The 17,901-nt window shown below is 66.0% G+C and carries 16 protein-coding genes; 5 read left to right on the plus strand and 11 right to left on the minus strand.

From position 1 onward, the window contains the following. The first annotated feature begins 693 nt into the window (after nt 1–693). The 4 genes from F9C11_RS07505 (at nt 694) to F9C11_RS07520 (ending at nt 5,685) form a co-directional block, all read left to right on the plus strand. Nucleotides 694–1,374, plus strand: a complete 681-nt coding sequence (locus F9C11_RS07505; protein ID WP_409184162.1) for a hypothetical protein — start codon at nt 694–696, stop codon at nt 1,372–1,374. Nucleotides 1,375–1,441: 67 nt separating this feature from the next. Continuing rightward, complete coding sequence (locus F9C11_RS07510) at nt 1,442–2,839, plus strand: transcriptional regulator (protein ID WP_409184163.1); 1,398 nt, start codon at nt 1,442–1,444, stop codon at nt 2,837–2,839. Continuing rightward, nucleotides 2,840–4,666, plus strand: a complete 1,827-nt coding sequence (locus F9C11_RS07515; protein WP_409184164.1) for a DEAD/DEAH box helicase — start codon at nt 2,840–2,842, stop codon at nt 4,664–4,666. It begins immediately after the preceding gene. A 59-nt stretch (nt 4,667–4,725) separates the two neighbouring features. Continuing rightward, the gene (locus F9C11_RS07520; protein WP_409184165.1) at nt 4,726–5,685 is read left to right on the plus strand and encodes a NaeI family type II restriction endonuclease; all 960 of its coding nucleotides are present in this window, start codon (nt 4,726–4,728) and stop codon (nt 5,683–5,685) included. A 20-nt stretch (nt 5,686–5,705) separates the two neighbouring features. On the opposite strand, the gene F9C11_RS07525 is transcribed toward F9C11_RS07520, so the two are convergent. After that, nucleotides 5,706–6,992 carry a DNA cytosine methyltransferase gene (locus tag F9C11_RS07525; RefSeq protein ID WP_409184166.1) on the minus strand — a complete coding sequence of 429 codons (1,287 nt, stop codon included), beginning with the start codon at nt 6,990–6,992 and terminating at the stop codon, nt 5,706–5,708. Nucleotides 6,993–7,078: 86 nt separating this feature from the next. Between F9C11_RS07525 and F9C11_RS07530 the strand changes: the two genes are divergently transcribed. Next, nucleotides 7,079–7,531, plus strand: coding sequence for a very short patch repair endonuclease (locus tag F9C11_RS07530; protein ID WP_409184167.1), 453 nt, complete (start codon nt 7,079–7,081; stop codon nt 7,529–7,531). 102 nt (nt 7,532–7,633) lie between these two features. Here the strand turns inward: F9C11_RS07530 and F9C11_RS07535 are convergent, their stop codons facing one another. From F9C11_RS07535 to pdhA, 10 genes are all read right to left on the minus strand, one after another. Further along, complete coding sequence (locus F9C11_RS07535; protein ID WP_409184168.1) at nt 7,634–8,749, minus strand: DNA cytosine methyltransferase; 1,116 nt, start codon at nt 8,747–8,749, stop codon at nt 7,634–7,636. A gap of 10 nt (nt 8,750–8,759) precedes the next feature. Further along, nucleotides 8,760–9,188, minus strand: a complete 429-nt coding sequence (locus F9C11_RS07540) for a very short patch repair endonuclease (protein WP_409184169.1) — start codon at nt 9,186–9,188, stop codon at nt 8,760–8,762. Between the two features lie 12 nt (nt 9,189–9,200). Further along, complete coding sequence (locus F9C11_RS07545; protein WP_409184170.1) at nt 9,201–9,665, minus strand: FxsA family protein; 465 nt, start codon at nt 9,663–9,665, stop codon at nt 9,201–9,203. 108 nt (nt 9,666–9,773) lie between these two features. Beyond that, a complete protein-coding gene (locus tag F9C11_RS07550; RefSeq protein WP_409184171.1) occupies nt 9,774–10,958 on the minus strand; it encodes a hypothetical protein in 1,185 nt (394 codons plus the stop codon). Further along, nucleotides 10,955–11,560, minus strand: a complete 606-nt coding sequence (locus F9C11_RS07555; protein ID WP_409184172.1) for an ATP-binding cassette domain-containing protein — start codon at nt 11,558–11,560, stop codon at nt 10,955–10,957. The genes F9C11_RS07550 and F9C11_RS07555 overlap by 4 nt, the downstream gene beginning before the upstream one ends. 10 nt (nt 11,561–11,570) lie before the next feature. Next, nucleotides 11,571–13,505 (minus strand): ABC transporter ATP-binding protein, encoded by a 1,935-nt coding sequence (locus F9C11_RS07560; RefSeq protein WP_409186837.1) that lies wholly within the window; start codon nt 13,503–13,505, stop codon nt 11,571–11,573. Nucleotides 13,506–13,525: 20 nt separating this feature from the next. Next, a complete protein-coding gene (locus F9C11_RS07565) occupies nt 13,526–14,092 on the minus strand; it encodes a TetR/AcrR family transcriptional regulator (RefSeq protein WP_409186838.1) in 567 nt (188 codons plus the stop codon). A gap of 106 nt (nt 14,093–14,198) precedes the next feature. Continuing rightward, the gene (locus F9C11_RS07570; protein WP_409184173.1) at nt 14,199–15,572 is read right to left on the minus strand and encodes a dihydrolipoamide acetyltransferase family protein; all 1,374 of its coding nucleotides are present in this window, start codon (nt 15,570–15,572) and stop codon (nt 14,199–14,201) included. Nucleotides 15,573–15,588: 16 nt separating this feature from the next. After that, nucleotides 15,589–16,581: an alpha-ketoacid dehydrogenase subunit beta gene (locus F9C11_RS07575; protein ID WP_409184174.1), complete on the minus strand. Its 993-nt coding sequence runs from the start codon at nt 16,579–16,581 to the stop codon at nt 15,589–15,591. After that, complete coding sequence (gene pdhA, locus F9C11_RS07580; protein WP_409184175.1) at nt 16,581–17,819, minus strand: pyruvate dehydrogenase (acetyl-transferring) E1 component subunit alpha; 1,239 nt, start codon at nt 17,817–17,819, stop codon at nt 16,581–16,583. The genes F9C11_RS07575 and pdhA overlap by 1 nt, the downstream gene beginning before the upstream one ends. Nucleotides 17,820–17,901: the final 82 nt, after the last annotated feature.

Raw genomic sequence — 17,901 nt, forward strand, 5'->3', positions numbered from 1 at the left:
TTCCTTGATCTCCTCTTCTGAACTCTGATTCTGGTTGTGGATTCTGGTGGCGCTTGCGCTGACGTCCGGGTCATTGCTAAGCGCACGTTGAAGACCGGCTTCGCGATGGCTTAAGACCCGACGCGGCGGGCGGCGCCGGTAGATCTGCTGTACCAGTAGACCTGTTGCACCCCAACGGGTTTAGTGCGCGCGAGGGTTTAGTGCACGCGAGGTCTAGCTCATGGAGGTGCTGCTTCGATGGTCGATTAACTCCGGCACGACCCCCCTGTCTCCGGCTTGCGCTGTCTCCAGCTGCGCTGTCTACGGCTTGCGCCGCATTTTCGAAATGATGGTGCCAGGCGAGCCTAGCAGCCTTCGCTGGCGAAGCGGCAGCAGTTCTGCGTACGGAGTGTCGGCCGCGTACGCACTCTTCGCGGTGCTCGGTGCGCGTACGCGGTGTCGGAGATCGGTTCTGTCGCGGTCACTGGTCTCCGGGTCGCTAAGTCGACATTTCTGCCGCTTCGCAGTGTGAAGCAGTAGGTCCGCATAGTGAAATTTTACCGAGTAAAGAATCGATTTTTGCTGCAATGATCGCTGTGATAATATTTCTGCAATAATTGCATTCTGTCCGCAGTTGCAGACAGGTCTCCCGGTTCCTGATATAAATCGGTGGAGAAGGGCTTTGCGGCCGGGCTTACACGCGACGGAGGAGAGATGCCGCTTTCGTGGCAGGATAAAAACCTGGGCACCATGAAAAGGGTTGCCTTGTGGCTTGTTGCCGAAGTTGGCGAAGGTAACAAGTTCACCAAGGCTCAGCTGCGCGACACCTTTCCCGGTGTCTCGCAGATCGACCGGCGGATGCGGGATCTCCGGAGTTTCGGATGGCGCATCGACACGAACCGGGAGGACGTCACCTTGGCCGCCCCGGAGCAGCGCTTCGTGAAGCAGGGCCAGCCGGTGTGGGAGAAGGGGGTGACCTCCAGGCCGTCGCATGCGCCGGCCATTGGGGCCACGCGCCGCCGGGAGATCATCGCCCATGACGACAATATGTGCCGCTCGTGCGGTATTACCCCCGGTGACGTCCATGAAGACACGGGCGAAGGCGCGCAGCTCGACATCGCGCGCCGGAAGGTACGGGTGCCGGACGGTGGTGTGGCGGTGCAGCTTGTCGCCGAGTGCCGCAGGTGCCGGCTCGGAGGGAACAAGCTGGTCGCGGATGCCGCGGGGGTGGCGGTCCGGGCGAAAGGCTTGAGCGAGGAGGATCAGCGGGTCCTGGCAAGCTGGATCGAAGCCGGCGAACGGGACTTTCGGGAGGTGGAGCGCGTATGGGCCAGCTATCGCGCGCTGCCGGCCGAGGCGCGGGCCAGTGTCCGCGGTGCGATTGGCTTGGACTGAGGCGTGCCCGGGCTAGGCCCGGGATATCGTTTCTGTCGGGAAGCCCGTGGCCAGCGCAGGAGTGGTAATGATCAAAGACTATGGGCAACCGCCCCGAGCTGACGAGATCCGGAACCTCATCGAGCGGCGGCTCAAGGAGGTTGCTGACGCAACCGGGCCACGGGAAACTCAGACCGTCGACTGGCGTGGCAAGCAGGTCCACCTCGATGTCGTCGAGGTGAAAATCGGGGACCTCTACTACAACCCGGCGACCCACCGGGTCCGTGCACAGCGCAGCCACGATCCGCGGCTTGACGCACTGGTGGACGAAGATCCCTGGTCTGTCGAAAGCCAGCAGTACCTCGACAAGCTTCTGAAGAGTTTGTCGGCGGACCCGACGCAGATCGATCCGGCGTTCACGGAGCTGAAGGAGAGCCTCCGGGAGTACAAGCAGACCGAGCCGGGGCTGACGACCGTTGATGGTGTGCTCGTCAATGGGAATACTCGCCGTGCTGCGCTGATGGAGCTTCACGGTCCTGAAGCGACGATGCGGGTAGCGGTGCTGCCGGCGTCCTGCGACTGGTCCGATGTGCGAGATGTCGAGCTCTCTCTCCAGCTGCGGAAGGAACATCGGCGCGATTACTCGTACATCAACAGGTTGCTGGCTATCGACGAGCTGGTCAGCCAGGGCGTCCCGATGCCAGCTATCGCGCAGACTTTCCGCAGTACAGTGCCGGCGTGCGAGCAGGACTTGTGGGTCTTCTCCGCGATCAAGTCGATGATCGAGCGCAGCGAGGCCGACGGTCGGCGCATTCCGCTCATCGAGTTCGAGCGCGACCAGGAGAAGATGCGGGAGCTGGCACGTACCTATCAGAAGGTCAAAGCCGTCAAGCCGGACGATGCTGAAATCCTGAAGGAAGTACGTCTCGCCGCGATCGCGCTGGACTTTTCCAAGACAGATGTCCGGTTCATCGAGCCAGACTTCCTGGATCGCTACCTCTCTCCCCGGCTGCCGGACGGATTCATCCCCGAGACCGAGTCAGCCGAAGTTGCCATCCCTGGATTGGGCAGGTCGGTGAAGGCGGGGTCCAGCCAAGCCGCTACGGCCAGAGCGTTCACTGACAAGGTGCTTCGCGCGGTGGCTGAGAAGTCGGCTACCGCAGACGGGACGCCTGACTCTTGGACAGAGGTTCGCAGTTTGGTGGAGAACGCGATCAAGCTGGCCGGCAGCGACCAGACACTGACGAAGAAGAAACGAAAAGTATCGGATCGGGTCACCGCCGCGACCGATCAGCTCCAGCAGTGCGTGACAGACCTGGTGATGTCGCGTGCCGACCGATCGCTCGATGAAGAAGCGTTCAACGACGCGCTGCTGAAGCTGAAAAAGGTCCTTCGCCGGCTGGCGGTTGAAGGAACGCGCACGGTCAATGACCCTGGCGAGGGCGTCGATTGGCTGCGCCACGTGATGCTCGAGTCTGGTTCCTGAGTGGCTGAATCGTCGCCCAGCCTGGTGCTGGCCTTTGACCAGACAAGAACGCGTGCGGAACTCCGTGCGCAACCGCCCTACCGGGAATCGCTTGCTAGCTTGATGGCACGGTTTCCAGGCGGCCGGATGGTGGACCGCCTGGCGGCCCAGGTACCGATTGACGAGTTTCTGGCTGGGCTCGAAGAGCTGGCGAACTGGCCTGAACCCGCTACCGTCGTTTGGGAAGAGAATTTTCGCACCCGGGCTCTGGCCCTGCTCCAAGACGCGGAACGGTCAGAGGAGATCCTCGCCGGAGATCTGGGCAGCAACCAGGTCTCCGCGGAGGATGTCCCGGGGATCCTCGGCTCTGGGTGGACGGCGGACCTCACGGAGTTCCAGCGCCGCGACATCGCCAAGCTTCTCTCTCTGGGACACGGCGCGAACTTCAGCGTTCCCGGTGCCGGCAAGACCCGCGTCGCGCTCGCGGTGTTTTCGGCTTTGCGGGAACAACGGAAGGTCGACCGCGTCCTGGTGGTCAGCCCGAAGTCCGCGTACGAAGCGTGGGTTGACGAGAGCCAGGAGTGTTTCGGAGACGGCTTTACCGTGAAATTCCTGGGGCGAGCTGGTTTCCGCGCCGCGGACTTGCTGATCGTCAACTACGAGAGGCTTGGCCGTTCGCTTGAAACCTTGGCAGACTGGCTGAATGCGGGTCCCGCACTGGTGATTCTCGACGAGGCTCATCGGATGAAGCTGGGCACGGCCGGCGTCTATGGCATGGCTTGCATGTCGCTCGCCCCGTTGAGCAAGGCACGGCTGATCTTGACCGGGACGCCGGCCCCTAACGGTGCTCGCGACCTGGAGAGCTTGCTCGCTTTCGTCTGGCCAGGCCGTGGCCGACGGGTGGTGAGCCAGGCCGTTGAGGGCGGCAACCTGGACTACGCCAGCCGCGTGCTGAAGCCGATGTATGCCCGTACGACGAAACAAGAGCTGGGTCTGCCGCCCGTCAGTCTCCGGGTTCGCACGGTCGACATGCCTCCTCTGCATCGGGAGATCTACGACGCGCTTCTGGGGCAATTCGCATCTGCGCGCGCGGAACGGAGCCGATCTGACTTCGACTCGTTGGGCAGGACTGTTCTTCGTATGATCATGGCTGCGACCAGCCCCGCCCTGCTCTCGCAAGGGGCTTCTCGCTACGAGCCGATATCCTTGCAGGTTCCTCCACTGGAGGTGCCTCCCGAAAACCCGCTCTACGAGCTGCTTGGTTCATTGGGCGAGTACGAGATACCGCCGAAGTACCAGGAAGCACTCGCGATCGTGGCGGGCAACGCGGCCCAAGGACGGAAGACCCTGGTCTGGGCCAGCTTCGTACGCAGTATCACCACCTTGGAGAGCTTGCTCGCTGACTTCTCCCCCGCAGTGGTGCACGGTGGCACACCGGAACGGCAGGAGCAGATTGATCGGTTCCGGACTGATCCGGCGTGCCAGGTGCTGATCTCCAACCCGGCAACGCTCGGCGAGGGAATCAGCTTGCACCAGGTCTGCCACGACGCGGTTTATGTCGACCGCGACTTCCAAGCGGGGCGCTTTCTGCAGAGCTTGGACCGGATTCATCGCCTCGGTCTCGCGCCGGATGCGGAAACCAACGTCACCATCCTCACCGCTCGCGAAACGATCGACGAGGTCGTCGCGATGCGGCTCAACGAGAAGCTTGACTTCATGGGCCGGATCCTCGACGACTCCGCTGTTCAGCAACTCGGTGACCCGGATGATGAGCCAGCAGCGGTGGCGGGCATGGATTCAGCGGACGTCGAGGCGCTGATGCTGCACATCGCGGCACGCCAGAACTGAGGCCGGGACTTTCGGGAAATCGGTGCGAGCGAGCCGCGGAGCGAACTAGTGTCGTTCGCATGGCGGACGACGAGCAGGCCGGTCAAGCAGAGTTGTGGAACGAGCCCGCCCGTCAGGATCCGGATCCCCAGCTTGAAGAGGTCGCTGCGATCCTCCGCAAGGCCGACCCGGACGGGCGGCGATTCGCGAAGGCCATCCGCCGGAGCATCGACATGCTGCTCGACGGCCAGAACACTGGCCGTTATCGCTGGGATCAGTTGCACAAGACCGAGAAGACGCATGCCGGCACGCTGATCGAGATCAACATTCAGCGCGAGTTCGAGTTCGCCGGCGGCGCATCGATGGACTACGCGATTGGCGGCGTCGACGTCGACTGCAAATTCTCGCAGCAGAACGGTGCCTGGATGATTCCCCCGGAAGCTAATGATCATCTGCTGATGGTGGTGTGGGCCAGCGACGAGGCGTCCCGGTGGTGTGTAGGTCTGGTGCGAGCCAGGCGGGAGTATCTGCGGATCCGCGAAAACCGGGATGGTAAACGCTCCCTCAACGTCTACGGTAAGGGTCAGATTCGCTGGCTTTTCCGTGATGCTCCACTGCAAGAAAACTTGCTGTTGCGTCTTAGCGAGAAAGAAATCAAGGAAGTCTTCGCGGCAAAGTCCGGGCAGCAGCGGGTCAATTCGTTGTTTCGCGTAGCTGCGGGCAGACGAGTGTCGCGTAACGTCGTCGCCACAGTCGCCATGCAGGCTGACTATATGAAGCGCGTTCGGGGAAACGGTGGGGCGCGTTCCATTCTGAAAAGAGAAGGCTTCGTCATCCTTGGCGACTACGTCAACCACGTTAACGTCGCGAAGACCTTGAATATCGCTGAGCCGGGCGAAGGCGAGTTCGTCAGCGTGCGGCTGCGACCGAGGACTGCGAGCGACCTAGGGCCTTCTGTGGAGCTGGAAGGCGAGTACTGGGTCGTCGCTTCCCCTGACGAGCAGCTCACGAATCCTGCTCCTGAGTTGCCGCGAGTCTGACGGCAGCTCAGGCGTCCGGGTCAGCTGATCTTGGTCCGGTTCTTCTGGAAAGCCTCGTGCCGGACGTGGTCATCCTGGCCCACGAACGCCTTGAAGGCACCGAGCTTGTACTCGACGCCCTTGGGACCCTCTTTGATCTCCACGTCAAAGTCCTGGTTGATCAGGCTGATTCGTTTCTCCAGTTCTGGGATATCCAGCTGAAGCCCGGCTTCCTTCTTAAGGTCCTCCGCCGTAACGAATTTATCGGTGTCTCGGAGGGCGCGATAAACCGGATCGTGTTCCTGGTTTATCTGCCGGTCGCTGACTTTGCCCTCCTTCTGCAGCGCCTTCATGATTGCTTTCCCGACGGCGAATGCCATGGGTGGCGGGAACGCGTTGCCGATCTGCCGGTAGTTCGAGGTCTTCCGGCCGATGAATTTCCAGTCGCCGAACTCATCTGCCCAGCCTTGAATGCGAGCCACCATCTCGTTGGTCAGCTTGGGCCCAGGCTTCCCCTCGAATTTATCGCCCGGTTTCGGTGCGTCGTCAGCGAGGCCCATCGCATCCACGCCGAGTTCGGCCCATGCGCGCTTCGCGCGAGTCGGTCCGAGATCCGCGCCGCCGTGTTTCTTCGAGCCGCCGACGATGGTAGGGGCGATCTTGCTGGCCTTCTTCTTCCAGTCTTCGAGGCCTTCCCACTTGTGCTTGCCCATCAGGTCTCCGATGGCTTCCGCGACGGTGACCTCACGCTCGGACTCTTCCGGCCAGGAGAAGTGGTCCGCATACTCCTTCTGGAGCGCGACAAGCACAAAACGTGGCCGGAGCTGCGGCACGCCGAACCCGGCTGCGTGCAGGAGGCGCCACTCGGCAACGTAACCAAAGCTCACGAGCTGGTCCATTACATGCTGGCGGTAGCCGGCGAAGCGGGGCATGCTCAGACCGCGGACGTTCTCAAGCATCACGGCGCGCGGCTTGATGACGTTGACTTGCTCCACGGCCCATGCGAACAGATCACGCTCGTCGTTCGCGCCCAGCTGCTTGCCGGCGATGGTGAATGGAGGGCACGGAACCCCGCCTGCCAGGAGCGCGAGTTCCGGCAACCCCGCATCGTTGTCCGGCCGGTGATGTTCCGGTATCCACGTCCCGGGATCGGCGACGTCGCCCTCTCGGACGATGTGCTCCTCGCCCTCGAAGTTGGCTCTCAGTGTCGCGCACGCGTTGGGGTCAAGCTCGATCGCGAGACGGTGAGTGAAGCCAGCCTTCTTCAGGCCTAATGCCTGGCCGCCGGCACCAGCGCAGATCTCGATGACCTCGAAGGCCTCACTCACAGTAACCTCCTCAAGGCTCGCGCGAGATGCTTGGGCGCGGAACGGTATCTTTCCTCATAGCTTGAAGCCTGCGAGAAGGGGTGCCGATGGCAGGCCGCGAGGCTCGGGACGAAGCGCATGCCAAGGGGCTCTACCCCGCCCCTGCCAGCGAGGGCCGCTCGAGGAACATGCGCGCCAACCGCCGTACTGACACCAAGCCTGAGGTAACGCTCCGCAAAGAACTGCATCGGCTTGGTTACCGCTACCGGAAAGACCTTCCTCTGGTGCTCGACGGAGGCGTCCGGGTGCGGCCGGACATTGTCTTTACGGCGCGAAAGATCGCCGTCTTCGTAGACGGCTGCTTCTGGCATGTGTGTCCCGAGCACGGCCGGCAGCCGACGAGCAACGAGTGGTACTGGACGCCCAAGCTGCAACGCAATATGGCCAGGGACGAGCTGGTGACCGGCGCGTTGCGCGAAGCCGGATGGAACGTGGTGCGCATCTGGGAACACGTTCCGCTGCCGGAGGCAGTGGCCGCGGTCACTGATGCGATGAGCTAGCTGGAACACGTGTTCGACAGTAGTGCGAAGGCTCGGCAAAGTCCCTGATCCGAGCACTCGGCGCGCCGCCAAGATGCACGAAAGAGTGGCTGCGGCTGATCGCTAGCCCGCGGCCTCGAGGCTCATCTCCCCACGCGCCAACGGCATCAGGTAATTCTCCGACAGCCACCGCACCACCGGCACGCACACCGCGTCCCCGAAGCCGAACAGGGCCTGGTTGTTTCGCAGTCCGTCCAGCGAGTATTTCCCCGCGCCCATCAGCCGGGCGTACTCGCGGGGCGTCATCCAGCGGACCCGCACGCTGCCCCGGCCCGCTTGCACCACGGCCTGCTTAGACGATCCGCCTCGGGCGGTGCGCAGGCAGCCCGAGATGTCGTCTGGCCGGACTTCCCACACTGGCTTTCCGTTTCGGGTGCGCCGGTAGGCCGTCCGGTAAACCAGCTTCTTTCCCGACTGTAGCTGCGTCAGCCGTTCCAGTTGGAGCGGTGAGAGCGACCCGATAAACGCCTCAGCGCGGGGCACCGGCCACCACCGCTCGTCGTCGGCGGGGAGGCGTTCGACGGCTGCGGACAGGCCGGTGACCAGCAGCGGCGGCGGCGCGGGCAGGGCGGCGCGATGTGTCCGCAAGGACGGGTCCAGCGTGAGCCAGGCGGGGCGCAGCGGGGACGGCGCGGGCGAGTCCGAGGGCGGGTTTTGCGCGCCGACAATGAACAACCGCGGCCGTGACTGCGGGACGAACCGCCGGGCGTCCAGGGTCAGCACATCGGCGGAGTAGCCGAGGCGGTTGAGTTCGCGGATCGCCGCGCGGAGGTCGTCGCCGCCATGGCTGGTGGCCAGGCCGACGACGTTTTCCAGCGCCACTACCGGCGGCCGGTCCTGGCCCAGTTCGTCGAGGATGCGGGTGAATTCCCAGAACGTCGACGAGTGCGAGCCCGCCAGGCCGCGCCGCCAGCCGGCCAGCGAAAGGTCGGTGCAGGGGAAGGATGCCCAGGCCAGGCTGAGGCCAGTGGGCAGATCGGAGCCGCGCAGGGCGGCGACATCGCCCAGTACGTACTTGTGCGTGCCCTGGTCGTTGAAGTGCGCCTCGTACATGGCCTGCTTCGCCGGTTCGATGTCGTTGGACCACGCGACGTCGAAGCCGGCCGGTTCGAGGCCTAGGCGCACGAGACCGATACCGGCGAAAAACTCCGCGGCGGTGGGCTGACCCGGTAGAGGCATGGCGCCAACATTAATGGGGACGGCGTTCCTTCACGGTCTCGATCACCCGCGACGCGGCGACCTCGCTCGCTTCGTGTTCCCAGATGCGCACGGACAGCCAGCCCGCTTCGAGCAGCAGCGCGTCGGTATTCGCGTCCCGGCGGCGGTTGGTTTCGATCTTGGTCCGCCAATAATCGGCATTGTTCTTCGGCCAGGTGCCGTGTTCGGGGCAGCCGTGCCAGAAGCAGCCGTCGACGAAAACCGCCACTCGCGCTGGGCCGAACACCAGGTCAGCCTCGCGGCGGACGCCTTTCACCGGACGGCGGTGGACTCGGTAGCGGTACCCGGCGGCGTGCAGGATCTTGCGCAGCGCCATTTCGATCGAGGTATTGCGGGACTTCTGCCTGCTCATGCGGGCGCTCACCGCGGAAGTCGTTTCCAGCCGCTCCACGGGAGTCATTGTGGCAAAGGCTCAGCCTTCGACGATCCGGCCTTCGATCACCGGATGATTCGTCGGCCGCGGCTCCTCCGCGACGACCTCGCTGTCCACCACCATCACCGGACCGCGGCGCTGGTTGGCGTACCGGATGGCGCGCTTCTCCGCGCGACGCAGCCAAAACCGCCGGGCGATCGAGCGCGTCGGCGGCAGCAGGAGAAACAGGCCGAGCACGTCGCTGACGAAGCCGGGAACCATGATCAGCACCCCGCCGAGCGCGACGAGCATGCCGTCGGTCAGCTCTTTCTCCGGATTGCGCCCGGACTGCGCGGTGGCCAGGAACGCGCGCATCGCCTTGCCGCCCTCCCGGCGCGCCAGCCACGAGCCCACGAACGCGCCCGCGATCAGCAGACCGATCGTGCCGAGCACACCGACGACCGAGCCGACCGCCCAGATGGCGGCGACTTCAGCGATGACGTAGAGCAGGAACACGACAGCCATATCCACTCAACGATCGAGTGCCGGGTTTTGCTCCCGGACGGGAAAAAGACCAGGTCAGAGGGTCCGCAGGCACACGGCCGGCTACTTCCCTGGCGGAGGAGCCGACGATCAGAGCGGGACAAAGCTCGCCGCGATCAACCCCAGCACCAGCAGGTCCGGGCCTCGGACAAGCTGCCGCACCAGGCCGGCCGGGATCAGGACTCCCTCGTACAGCACCATCCCCATCGAGCTGAAATCCAGCGGGCCGCGGGTCACCGAGCGGACAGCCGCGAGTGCGGCGAGAAGTACGGCTACCACTGCGCTCAGCGACGCCGGGATCCCCAGCATCAGGACCACACCCGCCCAGAGCAGGGCTAGCAGGCACAGGAAAGCGCAGGTCACGGCATGCAGCCGCAAGTTCGACGCGTCCAGCCAGCGGCGTAACCCGGGCACTCGATGCAGCTGCGCGACCGGCGCGGTGAACGGGAGCAGCGCCAGATAACCGCCGACGCCCAGCAGCCACACTGACGTCACGGCGGGGAACGTCGCGTGCGTCGCGAGCACGGCGAGTGCCAGGAAGACCGGCAGGCCGAGCGTGTACCGGCGGGCGAGAGTCCCCGTCACTACATAGCGGGTGACGATGAAGCGGCCGGCCAGCGCGTTTCGCCACGGCACTGGGCGGCCGGCCGGGAGCAGTGCCCAGACGTCCAGGAAGGCGGCGGACGTCCGGCGCACCATGCGTTCGGTGTAGTGCCGGATCAACGTGTCTCGGGAAACCGTCCGCGACAACGGAGAAGACCAGGCCAGGGCGATCGCCGCGAGACCGGCGGCCAGCGCGTAGCTCCACAGTGGAATGATCAACGCCAGTGCGAGGGTAAGCGGGGCAAGGGATTCGCCGGGGAACGGACGTCGGCGGCCCATCGTCAGCGCCAGTGCGGCGACGGCCGCGAAAAGCGCAAGAGGGCCGGCTAGCGAGCTGGGGAAACCGATGAGCATGCCGGAGACCGCGAAAAAATAAGCCGCCACGCCGAACCGGGCGGCCCAGTCCAGGACCAGCCGCCGGGTCAGCGCCGCAGGGCGCTGGCCGTCGAAATCATCCCAGGTCAGCGTGGCCGGATGGGCCCAGAGGTACCCGCGCCGCAGCGTCGCCCGCCAGGCCAGCGCGAGGCCGGTGCACAGCACGAGCACGCTGCCCAGCGCGCCCACCGGTGCGCCGCCGATCAGCTGGCTGCGCACCAGTTCGGTGTTGTAGAACGGCGATCCCAGCAGGCCGGCCGCGATGATCAGCGCGAGGACCAGGTCCGGGCGTTTCACAGGTCCACCACGTAATCCGCGACCTCGTCCGCGAGCGGCGGGTGATGGCTTGCCACCACGACCGCCGCGCCGCGTCCCGTGCTGGTCGCGACCAGGGTGGACAGCCAGGCCCGGCCCTCGGCGTCGAGCGCGCGTTCCGGTTCGTCCAGCAGCAGTACCTCGTGCGGACGCGCGACCGCGGCGTGCAGCAGGAGCCGCCGTCGTTGTCCGGCGGACAGTTCCGCCGCGGGAACATCGGGAGCCGGGACCGGGCCCTCGGCCAGTTCCCCGCCGAAGGAATTGCGCAGCAGATCGAGATGCTGGCGCGGCGTGAGCTCGTCGAAGAGCGCCGAATCGTCGAAAAGGACGGAAACCCGGCGACGGAAAGCGGCGGACCGCTCGTCCGGCGGTCCGCCGCAGACGGACACGGAACCGGACGTGGGCTGCTGGTTCCCGTAGAGACACCGCAGCAACGTCGATTTGCCCGCCCCGTTGGCACCGCGGACGACCAGGCATTCGCCGGCGTCGACGGCCAGGTCGAGACCGCTGAACAGCGCTGTCTCGCCCGCGGTGACCCCCAGGTCTTGAGTGGTGATGAGCACGAAACCCCCTCGGCTGATCACCTCAAGATAGTCACTTCAGGTACGCCTCCGCTTGCAGCGTGAACAGTTCCGCGTACCCGCCGCCGGCCGCCATCAGCTCCTCATGCGTGCCGTATTCCGCGACCTTTCCGTGGTCCAGCAGCAGAATGCGCTCGGCTTGGCGGACCGTCGAGAACCGGTGCGAGATGTACAGCGTGGTCCGCCCGCGCGACAACGTGTGCAGCCGGTCGAACAGGTCGTGCTCGGCTTGCGCGTCCAGTGCCGACGTCGGCTCGTCCAGGATCAGGATCGGGGCCTCCCGCTGGAAGGCCCTGGCCAGCGCGATTTTCTGCCATTCCCCGCCGGACAGCGACACGCCCTGGTCGAACCACCGGCCGAGCGGGCTGTCGTACCCGGTGGGCAGCCGGGCGATGCGCTCGTCGGCTCCGGCCCGGCGGGCGGAGTCCTCGATGTGCTCGCGGTCGGTCAGCCGGTTGAGGTCGCCGAGGCCGATGTTCTCCGCCGCGGTGCCTTGGTAGGTCACGTAATCCTGGAACATCGCGCTGATCTTGGTGCGCAGGTCGACCGGGTCGTACTCGCGAATGTCCACGCCGTCCAGCAGGATCCGGCCCGCCGTCGGGTCGTACAGCCGGCACAGCAGCTTGAACAGCGTCGACTTGCCCGCGCCGTTGCGCCCCACCACGGCGACGGTTTCGCCCGGCCGGATCTCGAAACTCACCCCGTGCAGCGCCGGTTCGTCCGCGCCCGGGTAACTGAAGCTCACCGATTCGAACTGGATGTGTCCGTCTACAGTGGACGGAAGCGGCCGCGGTTTCGCCGGAGGGGTGATTTCCGGTTCGGTGTCGAGGAATTTGTACAACGTGTCCAGGTAGAGATTGTTCTCGTACATCCCGGAAAACGCGGCGAACAGCCCGGTCACCGAGCTTTGCACGGACGTCGCGGCGGCGGTGTACAACGCCAGGTCGCCGAGGGTGAGCCGGCCGCCGACCGCTTCCAGCGCGATGTACAACGCGATCGCCGAGCCGACCAGGGTGCTCAGCAAACCCCACGACGTCGAGCTGACATTCCGTTTCACCGTCAGCTTCCGCTGCCGTTCGTAAGCCACCACGCCGAGCTTCCGGAACCGGTCCACGAAGTACGGACCGAGGCCGAACAGCTTGGTCTCCTTGGCATACGTGTCCGTCGTGACCAAAGAGGACAGATAGTCCATCCGCCGTTTGATCGGCGACATCATGAACGTGAGCCAGAACGCCCGCGAGCCGTACTTCGACTGCGAGATGAACGCCGGGATCGGAGCCAGCAACGCGACCAGCGCGAGCAGCGGACTGATCGACACCAGCAGGGCGATCATGCTGGCGAAGGTGATCAGCGTCCGGACCAGGCCTAACGCCGAGGTCATCATCGACAACGGACGCGTCGGCGCTTCCTGCGCGGCCTGGCGCAGCATGTCGTACGAAGTCGAGCCTTCGAAGTACGCCAGGTGCAGATCGCTCGCGTGCTGCATGACCTGGTGCCGGATGGCGAGCGTCATCCGTTCCTGCAGCAGGGATTGCGCGATCGTGGTGAGCGCGCTGCTGATCGCGGTCGCCGCCAGCACGCCGAACTGGAACACCGTGATGCGCACGATGTCCGCGGTCGACCCGCGATGCTGGATCGCCGCGACCACCGAGTCCAGCAGGATTTTCGCGACGTACGCGGTGACCGTCGGCAACAGGCCGGACGCCAGCGTGATCACCGCAAGCACGATGGTCAGCGTCGGACTGGCCTGCCAGGTCAGTCTCGCGACTTTCGGCAGGCCGCGGACCGTGCCCGCCACCGAGGTGCGCATCCGGGACAGCCGCGCGCGCAGGCCTTTCGGCTGTTCCGGCTGCTCCGGTTCCGGGATGTCGACCGGCCCGGTGAGGCCGCTGTCCGGCACGGATTGCGCCATCCGGCGGCGACCGCGGCGGCCGAGGGCCATCTCGATCCCGCCCCCACCGCCCGGGATCACGCCAGCACCGAACCGTGCAGGAAGACGTCGATGACTTCGTCCGTGGTCGGGGCACCCGGCATCGGGCGGGATTGCGTGAACAGCAGCGCCAAGAACAGCGAGGCGGCTTTGTCGACCGGCAGCCGCAACCGGGCGGCGTCCGGAACGAACAGCTCGCGCACCGCCCGCTGCATCGCCTCCATCGACTCGCGCCGGCTGTCGCCAGTCACAGACTTGCGATTGCGCGCCTCCTCCGGACGCGGCCGTCCCTTCATCGTCGCGGCCATCACCGCGCCCATGCGCTGGAGATGCGCGTTCATCGCCTCGGCGGCCTCCGCCAGCCGCTTCTCCAACGGCAGCTCAGCCGGGATCTCCCCGATCATCTCCAGCGCCTCCGCCGGGTCGAGCGCGGCTTCCACGCACGCGTCGAACAGTTCGTCCTTGTCCTGGAAAACCCGGAAGATGGTGCCCTCGCCGATCCCGGCGGCGCGGGCGATCTGCGCGGTCGTGACCCCTCGGCCGTGCTCGACGACCAGCGGAAGCACCGCGCGGACGATCATCCGCCGCCGGTCGTCCGGCGCCATCCCGGGCGCTCGTTTTCTCGTCTCCATGCGTTCCACGGTACGGAGTGAGTACTCACTCCGTCAACGGGATACAACGAAGGGGCCGAGCGCACCCGGCCCCTTCGGCTCAGTACGTGATCGCGACCGCCGGATCGGCGAGCAGGGCACCGACGTCGGCGAGGAACTCCGACCCCTGCTGCCCGTCGACCACCCGGTGGTCGAAGCTCAGCGACAGCTGCATCACCTTGCGCACCTTGATCTCGCCGTCGACCACCCACGGGGTGTCGCGGATCGCCCCGACCGCCAGGATCGCCGACTCGCCCGGGTTGATGATCGGCGTGCCGGTGTCAACGCCGAACACGCCGACGTTGGTGATCGTGAAGGTGCCGCCCAGCATCGCCGCCGGCGTCGTCTTGCCCTCGCGCGCGACGTCGGTCAACTCGGTGAGCGCGACCGCGAGTTCCTTGAGCGACAAGGAATCCGCGTCCCGGATCTTCGGCACCACGAGACCGCGCGGGGTCGCCGCCGCGATGCCGAGGTGCACGTAGTCCTTGTAGACGATCTCCTGCGCGGCCTCGTCCCACACCGCGTTGACGTCCGGCGTGCGCTTCGCCGCGAGGCACACCGCCTTCGCCGCGAACGCCAGCGGAGTGAGCTTCACGCCGCTGAATTCACGCGATTTCTTGAGCTTCTCGCGCAGTTCCATCATCGGCGTGACGTCGACGGTGAGGAACTCCGTGACGTGCGGAGCGGTGTACGCGCTCTGCACCATCGCGGCCGCGGTCGCCTTGCGGACGCCCTTGATCGGCACGCGCCGCTCGCGGGTGGCCGGGTCGTATCCGGAGTCCACAGTGGACACAGGGGTCCCGGCGGGCGCGGCGGATCCGTTGGCTGCCCGGTGCACGTCTTCGCGGGTGATCACGCCGCCGTCCGCGCTGCCGGTGAGCGAGTGCAGGTCGACGCCGAGGTCCTTGGCCAGCTTGCGAACCGGCGGTTTGGCCAGCGGGACGTAACCGCCGCGCGGGGTCTCGGCCACCGGCGCGGGAGCGGCCGGGGCGGGTGCCGCCGGGGTCGGTGCCGCCGCAACGGGAGCCGGTGCTGGGGTCGCGCTTTTACGCGCCCGCCGGGTAGTCCCGGCCGCCTTGGAGCCGTAGCCGACCAGCGGCTTCATCTCCTCCTCGGCCGGAGCGGACTCCGCGGCGGGAGCGGACTCCGCGGCGGGAGCAGCGGCGGGAGCGGGCGAGGCTTTCCCGTCCGGATCCACGTCCACGGTCAGGATCGGCGTCCCGACCTCGACGGTCTGCCCCGGTTCCACGTGCAGTTCGGTGACCACCCCGGCCCACGGGATCGGCAGTTCGACGGCGGCCTTCGCGGTCTCGACCTCGACCACGATCTGGTTGACCGTGACCGTGTCGCCCGGCTTCACGCGCCAGGCGAGGATGTCAGCTTCGGTGAGCCCCTCCGCCGTGTCCGACAAGGGGAACTGTTTGTACTCAGGCATTTCGGAAGGAACCCCCTTACCAGGCGAGAGATCGGTCGACGGCGTGCAGCACCCGGTCGAGATCGGGGAGGTAATGCTCCTCGAGCTTCGCGGGCGGGTACGGCGTGTCGAATCCGGTCACGCGCAGGACAGGGGACTCCAGGGAGTAGAAGCATTCCTGCTGGACCCGGGCGGCGATTTCCGAGGTCAGCGAGGATTCCGACGGCGCTTCGCTGACCGCGATGAGCCGTCCGGTCTTGCGGACCGACTCGAACACCGGTCCGAGGTCGAGCGGCGAGAGCGTGCGCAAGTCGATGACCTCCAGCGACTTGCCCTCGGCCTCGGCGGCAGTGGCGGCTTCGAGCGCCACCTTCACCGACGGGCCGTACGCGACCACCGTGGCGTCCGTGCCCTCGCGCACGAGCTGCGACGAGAACACCCGCGACGGAGCGGTCGAGGTGTCGACCTCCATCTTCAACGCGCCCGAGTGGTACAGCTTCTTGGGCTCGAAGAAGAGGATCGGGTCGTCCGAACGGATCGCTTCCTGGATGCCCCAGTACGCGTCCACCGCGTTCGAAATCGACACCACCTTGAGGCCGGCGATGTGCGAGAACAGCGATTCCGGCGACTCCGAGTGGTGCTCGACCGCGCCGATCCCGCCGCCGAACGGCACCCGGATCACGACGGGCATCTTGACCTTGCCCTGCGTGCGGTAGTGCAGTTTCGCCAGCTGCGAGGAGATCTGGTCGAAGCCGGGGAAAATGAACCCTTCGAACTGGATCTCGCACACCGGCCGGAAACCGCGCACGGCGAGGCCGACCGCGGTGCCGATGATGCCCGATTCGGCCAGCGGCGTGTCCAGCACGCGCTGCTCGCCGAAGTCCTTCTGCAGTCCGTCGGTGATCCGGAAAACGCCGCCGAGCTTGCCGACGTCCTCCCCCATGATCAGGACCTTCGGGTCCTCCTCCATCGCACGGCGGAGACCGAGGTTGAGCGCCTTGCCGATCGTGAGCTTCTGCAGATCAGTCATCAGCGCTCACCCCGACTGTGAATGCTCGAGCCCGCAAGCGACTCTTCGGCGGCGAAACCGTCGAGATAGGACAGATACTCTTCGCGCTGCGCTTCCAGCACCGGCGAAGGTTCCGCGTAAACCTGGGAAAACACCCGCTCCGGCGGCGGCTCCGGCATGTTGAACGTGTAGTCGCGCAGCTCGGCGGCGAACTGGTCGGCCTCGGCCTGGACGCTGTCGAAGAACGCCTGATCCGCGTGCCCGTTGCGGGCCAGGAACGCCCGAACGCGCTCGATCGGGTCCTTGAGCTTCCACTCCTCCAGCTCGTCCGAAAGCCGGTAGCGGGTGGGGTCGTCGGTGGTGGTGTGCGCGTCCATCCGGTAGGTGAACGCCTCGATCAGCACCGGGCCGTTGCCGTGCCGGCATTCCTCCAGCGCCCACCGGGTGACGGCGAGGCAGGCGAGGACGTCGTTGCCGTCCACGCGGATGCCGGGGAAGCCGTAGCCGCGGGCGCGCTGGTAGAGCGGCAGCCGCGACTGGCGTTCGGTCGGCTCGGAAATCGCCCACTGGTTGTTCTGGCAGAAGAAGACCAGCGGCGCGTCGTACACCGCGGCCCAGACGAACCCTTCGTGCACGTCGCCCTGCGAAGTCGCGCCGTCACCGAAGTAGCAGATGGTGGCCTCGCCACCCTCGTCGCCGACTTTGCCTTCGAACTTCTGGCCCATCGCGTAACCAGCGGCGTTGAGGACCTGGTTGCCGATCACGATGGTGTACGGGTGGAACCGGTGAGCCTGGTAGTCCCAGCCGCTGTGGTCGGTGCACCGGAAAATCCCGATGAGGTCGCGCATGTCGATGCCGCGCGTGTACGCGACGCCGTGCTCGCGGTAGCTCGGGAACGCCATGTCCTGCGGCTGCAGCGCGCGACCGGACCCGACCTGCGCGGCTTCCTGGCCCAGCAGCGGCACCCAGATGCCCAGCTGCCCCTGGCGCTGCATCGCGTTGGCCTCGCGGTCCGCGCGGCGCACCAGCACCATGTCGCGGTAGAGGTTCTTCAGCGTTTCGTCGTCGACGTCCTCGACGTAGCGGTCGAACCGCTCGGACGGGACCCGCTGGCCCTCGGGGGTGAGCAGCTGAGTGAGCTCAGCGCCACCTTCGCTTGTCGCTCGCAAACCGGCGATCACCTGTTCAGGGGAAGGCTGGGCCGCTACGGCGGCCGGCCCGTCTCCAGGTTCCGGGTGCGTCCACTGTTCGGACGGCATGAGCAGTTCTCCTCGGTGTCGGCGCCTCTGACGGCCGCTTGTGGCGGCCACAGCGACTGCACCGGCGGGGACCGGCGCCTCG

Origin of the sequence: Amycolatopsis sp. VS8301801F10 (genome assembly GCF_046195355.1) — a bacterium.
In the GTDB taxonomy this organism is placed as follows: domain Bacteria; phylum Actinomycetota; class Actinomycetes; order Mycobacteriales; family Pseudonocardiaceae; genus Amycolatopsis.

Excerpts from the sequence above, each read along its gene's own strand:
- F9C11_RS07575 (WP_409184174.1), bottom strand. The coding sequence starts at position 16,581 with ATGACTGATCTGCAGAAGCTCACGATCGGCAAGGCGCTCAACCTCGGT.
- F9C11_RS07535 (WP_409184168.1), bottom strand. The coding sequence starts at position 8,749 with ATGCCTCTACCGGGTCAGCCCACCGCCGCGGAGTTTTTCGCCGGTATC.
- F9C11_RS07520 (WP_409184165.1), top strand. The coding sequence starts at position 4,726 with ATGGCGGACGACGAGCAGGCCGGTCAAGCAGAGTTGTGGAACGAGCCC.
- F9C11_RS07565 (WP_409186838.1), bottom strand. The coding sequence starts at position 14,092 with ATGGCGCCGGACGACCGGCGGCGGATGATCGTCCGCGCGGTGCTTCCG.
- F9C11_RS07570 (WP_409184173.1), bottom strand. The coding sequence starts at position 15,572 with ATGCCTGAGTACAAACAGTTCCCCTTGTCGGACACGGCGGAGGGGCTC.
- F9C11_RS07540 (WP_409184169.1), bottom strand. The coding sequence starts at position 9,188 with ATGACTCCCGTGGAGCGGCTGGAAACGACTTCCGCGGTGAGCGCCCGC.
- pdhA (WP_409184175.1), bottom strand. The coding sequence starts at position 17,819 with ATGCCGTCCGAACAGTGGACGCACCCGGAACCTGGAGACGGGCCGGCC.
- F9C11_RS07530 (WP_409184167.1), top strand. The coding sequence starts at position 7,079 with ATGGCAGGCCGCGAGGCTCGGGACGAAGCGCATGCCAAGGGGCTCTAC.
- F9C11_RS07505 (WP_409184162.1), top strand. The coding sequence starts at position 694 with ATGCCGCTTTCGTGGCAGGATAAAAACCTGGGCACCATGAAAAGGGTT.
- F9C11_RS07545 (WP_409184170.1), bottom strand. The coding sequence starts at position 9,665 with ATGGCTGTCGTGTTCCTGCTCTACGTCATCGCTGAAGTCGCCGCCATC.
- F9C11_RS07510 (WP_409184163.1), top strand. The coding sequence starts at position 1,442 with ATGATCAAAGACTATGGGCAACCGCCCCGAGCTGACGAGATCCGGAAC.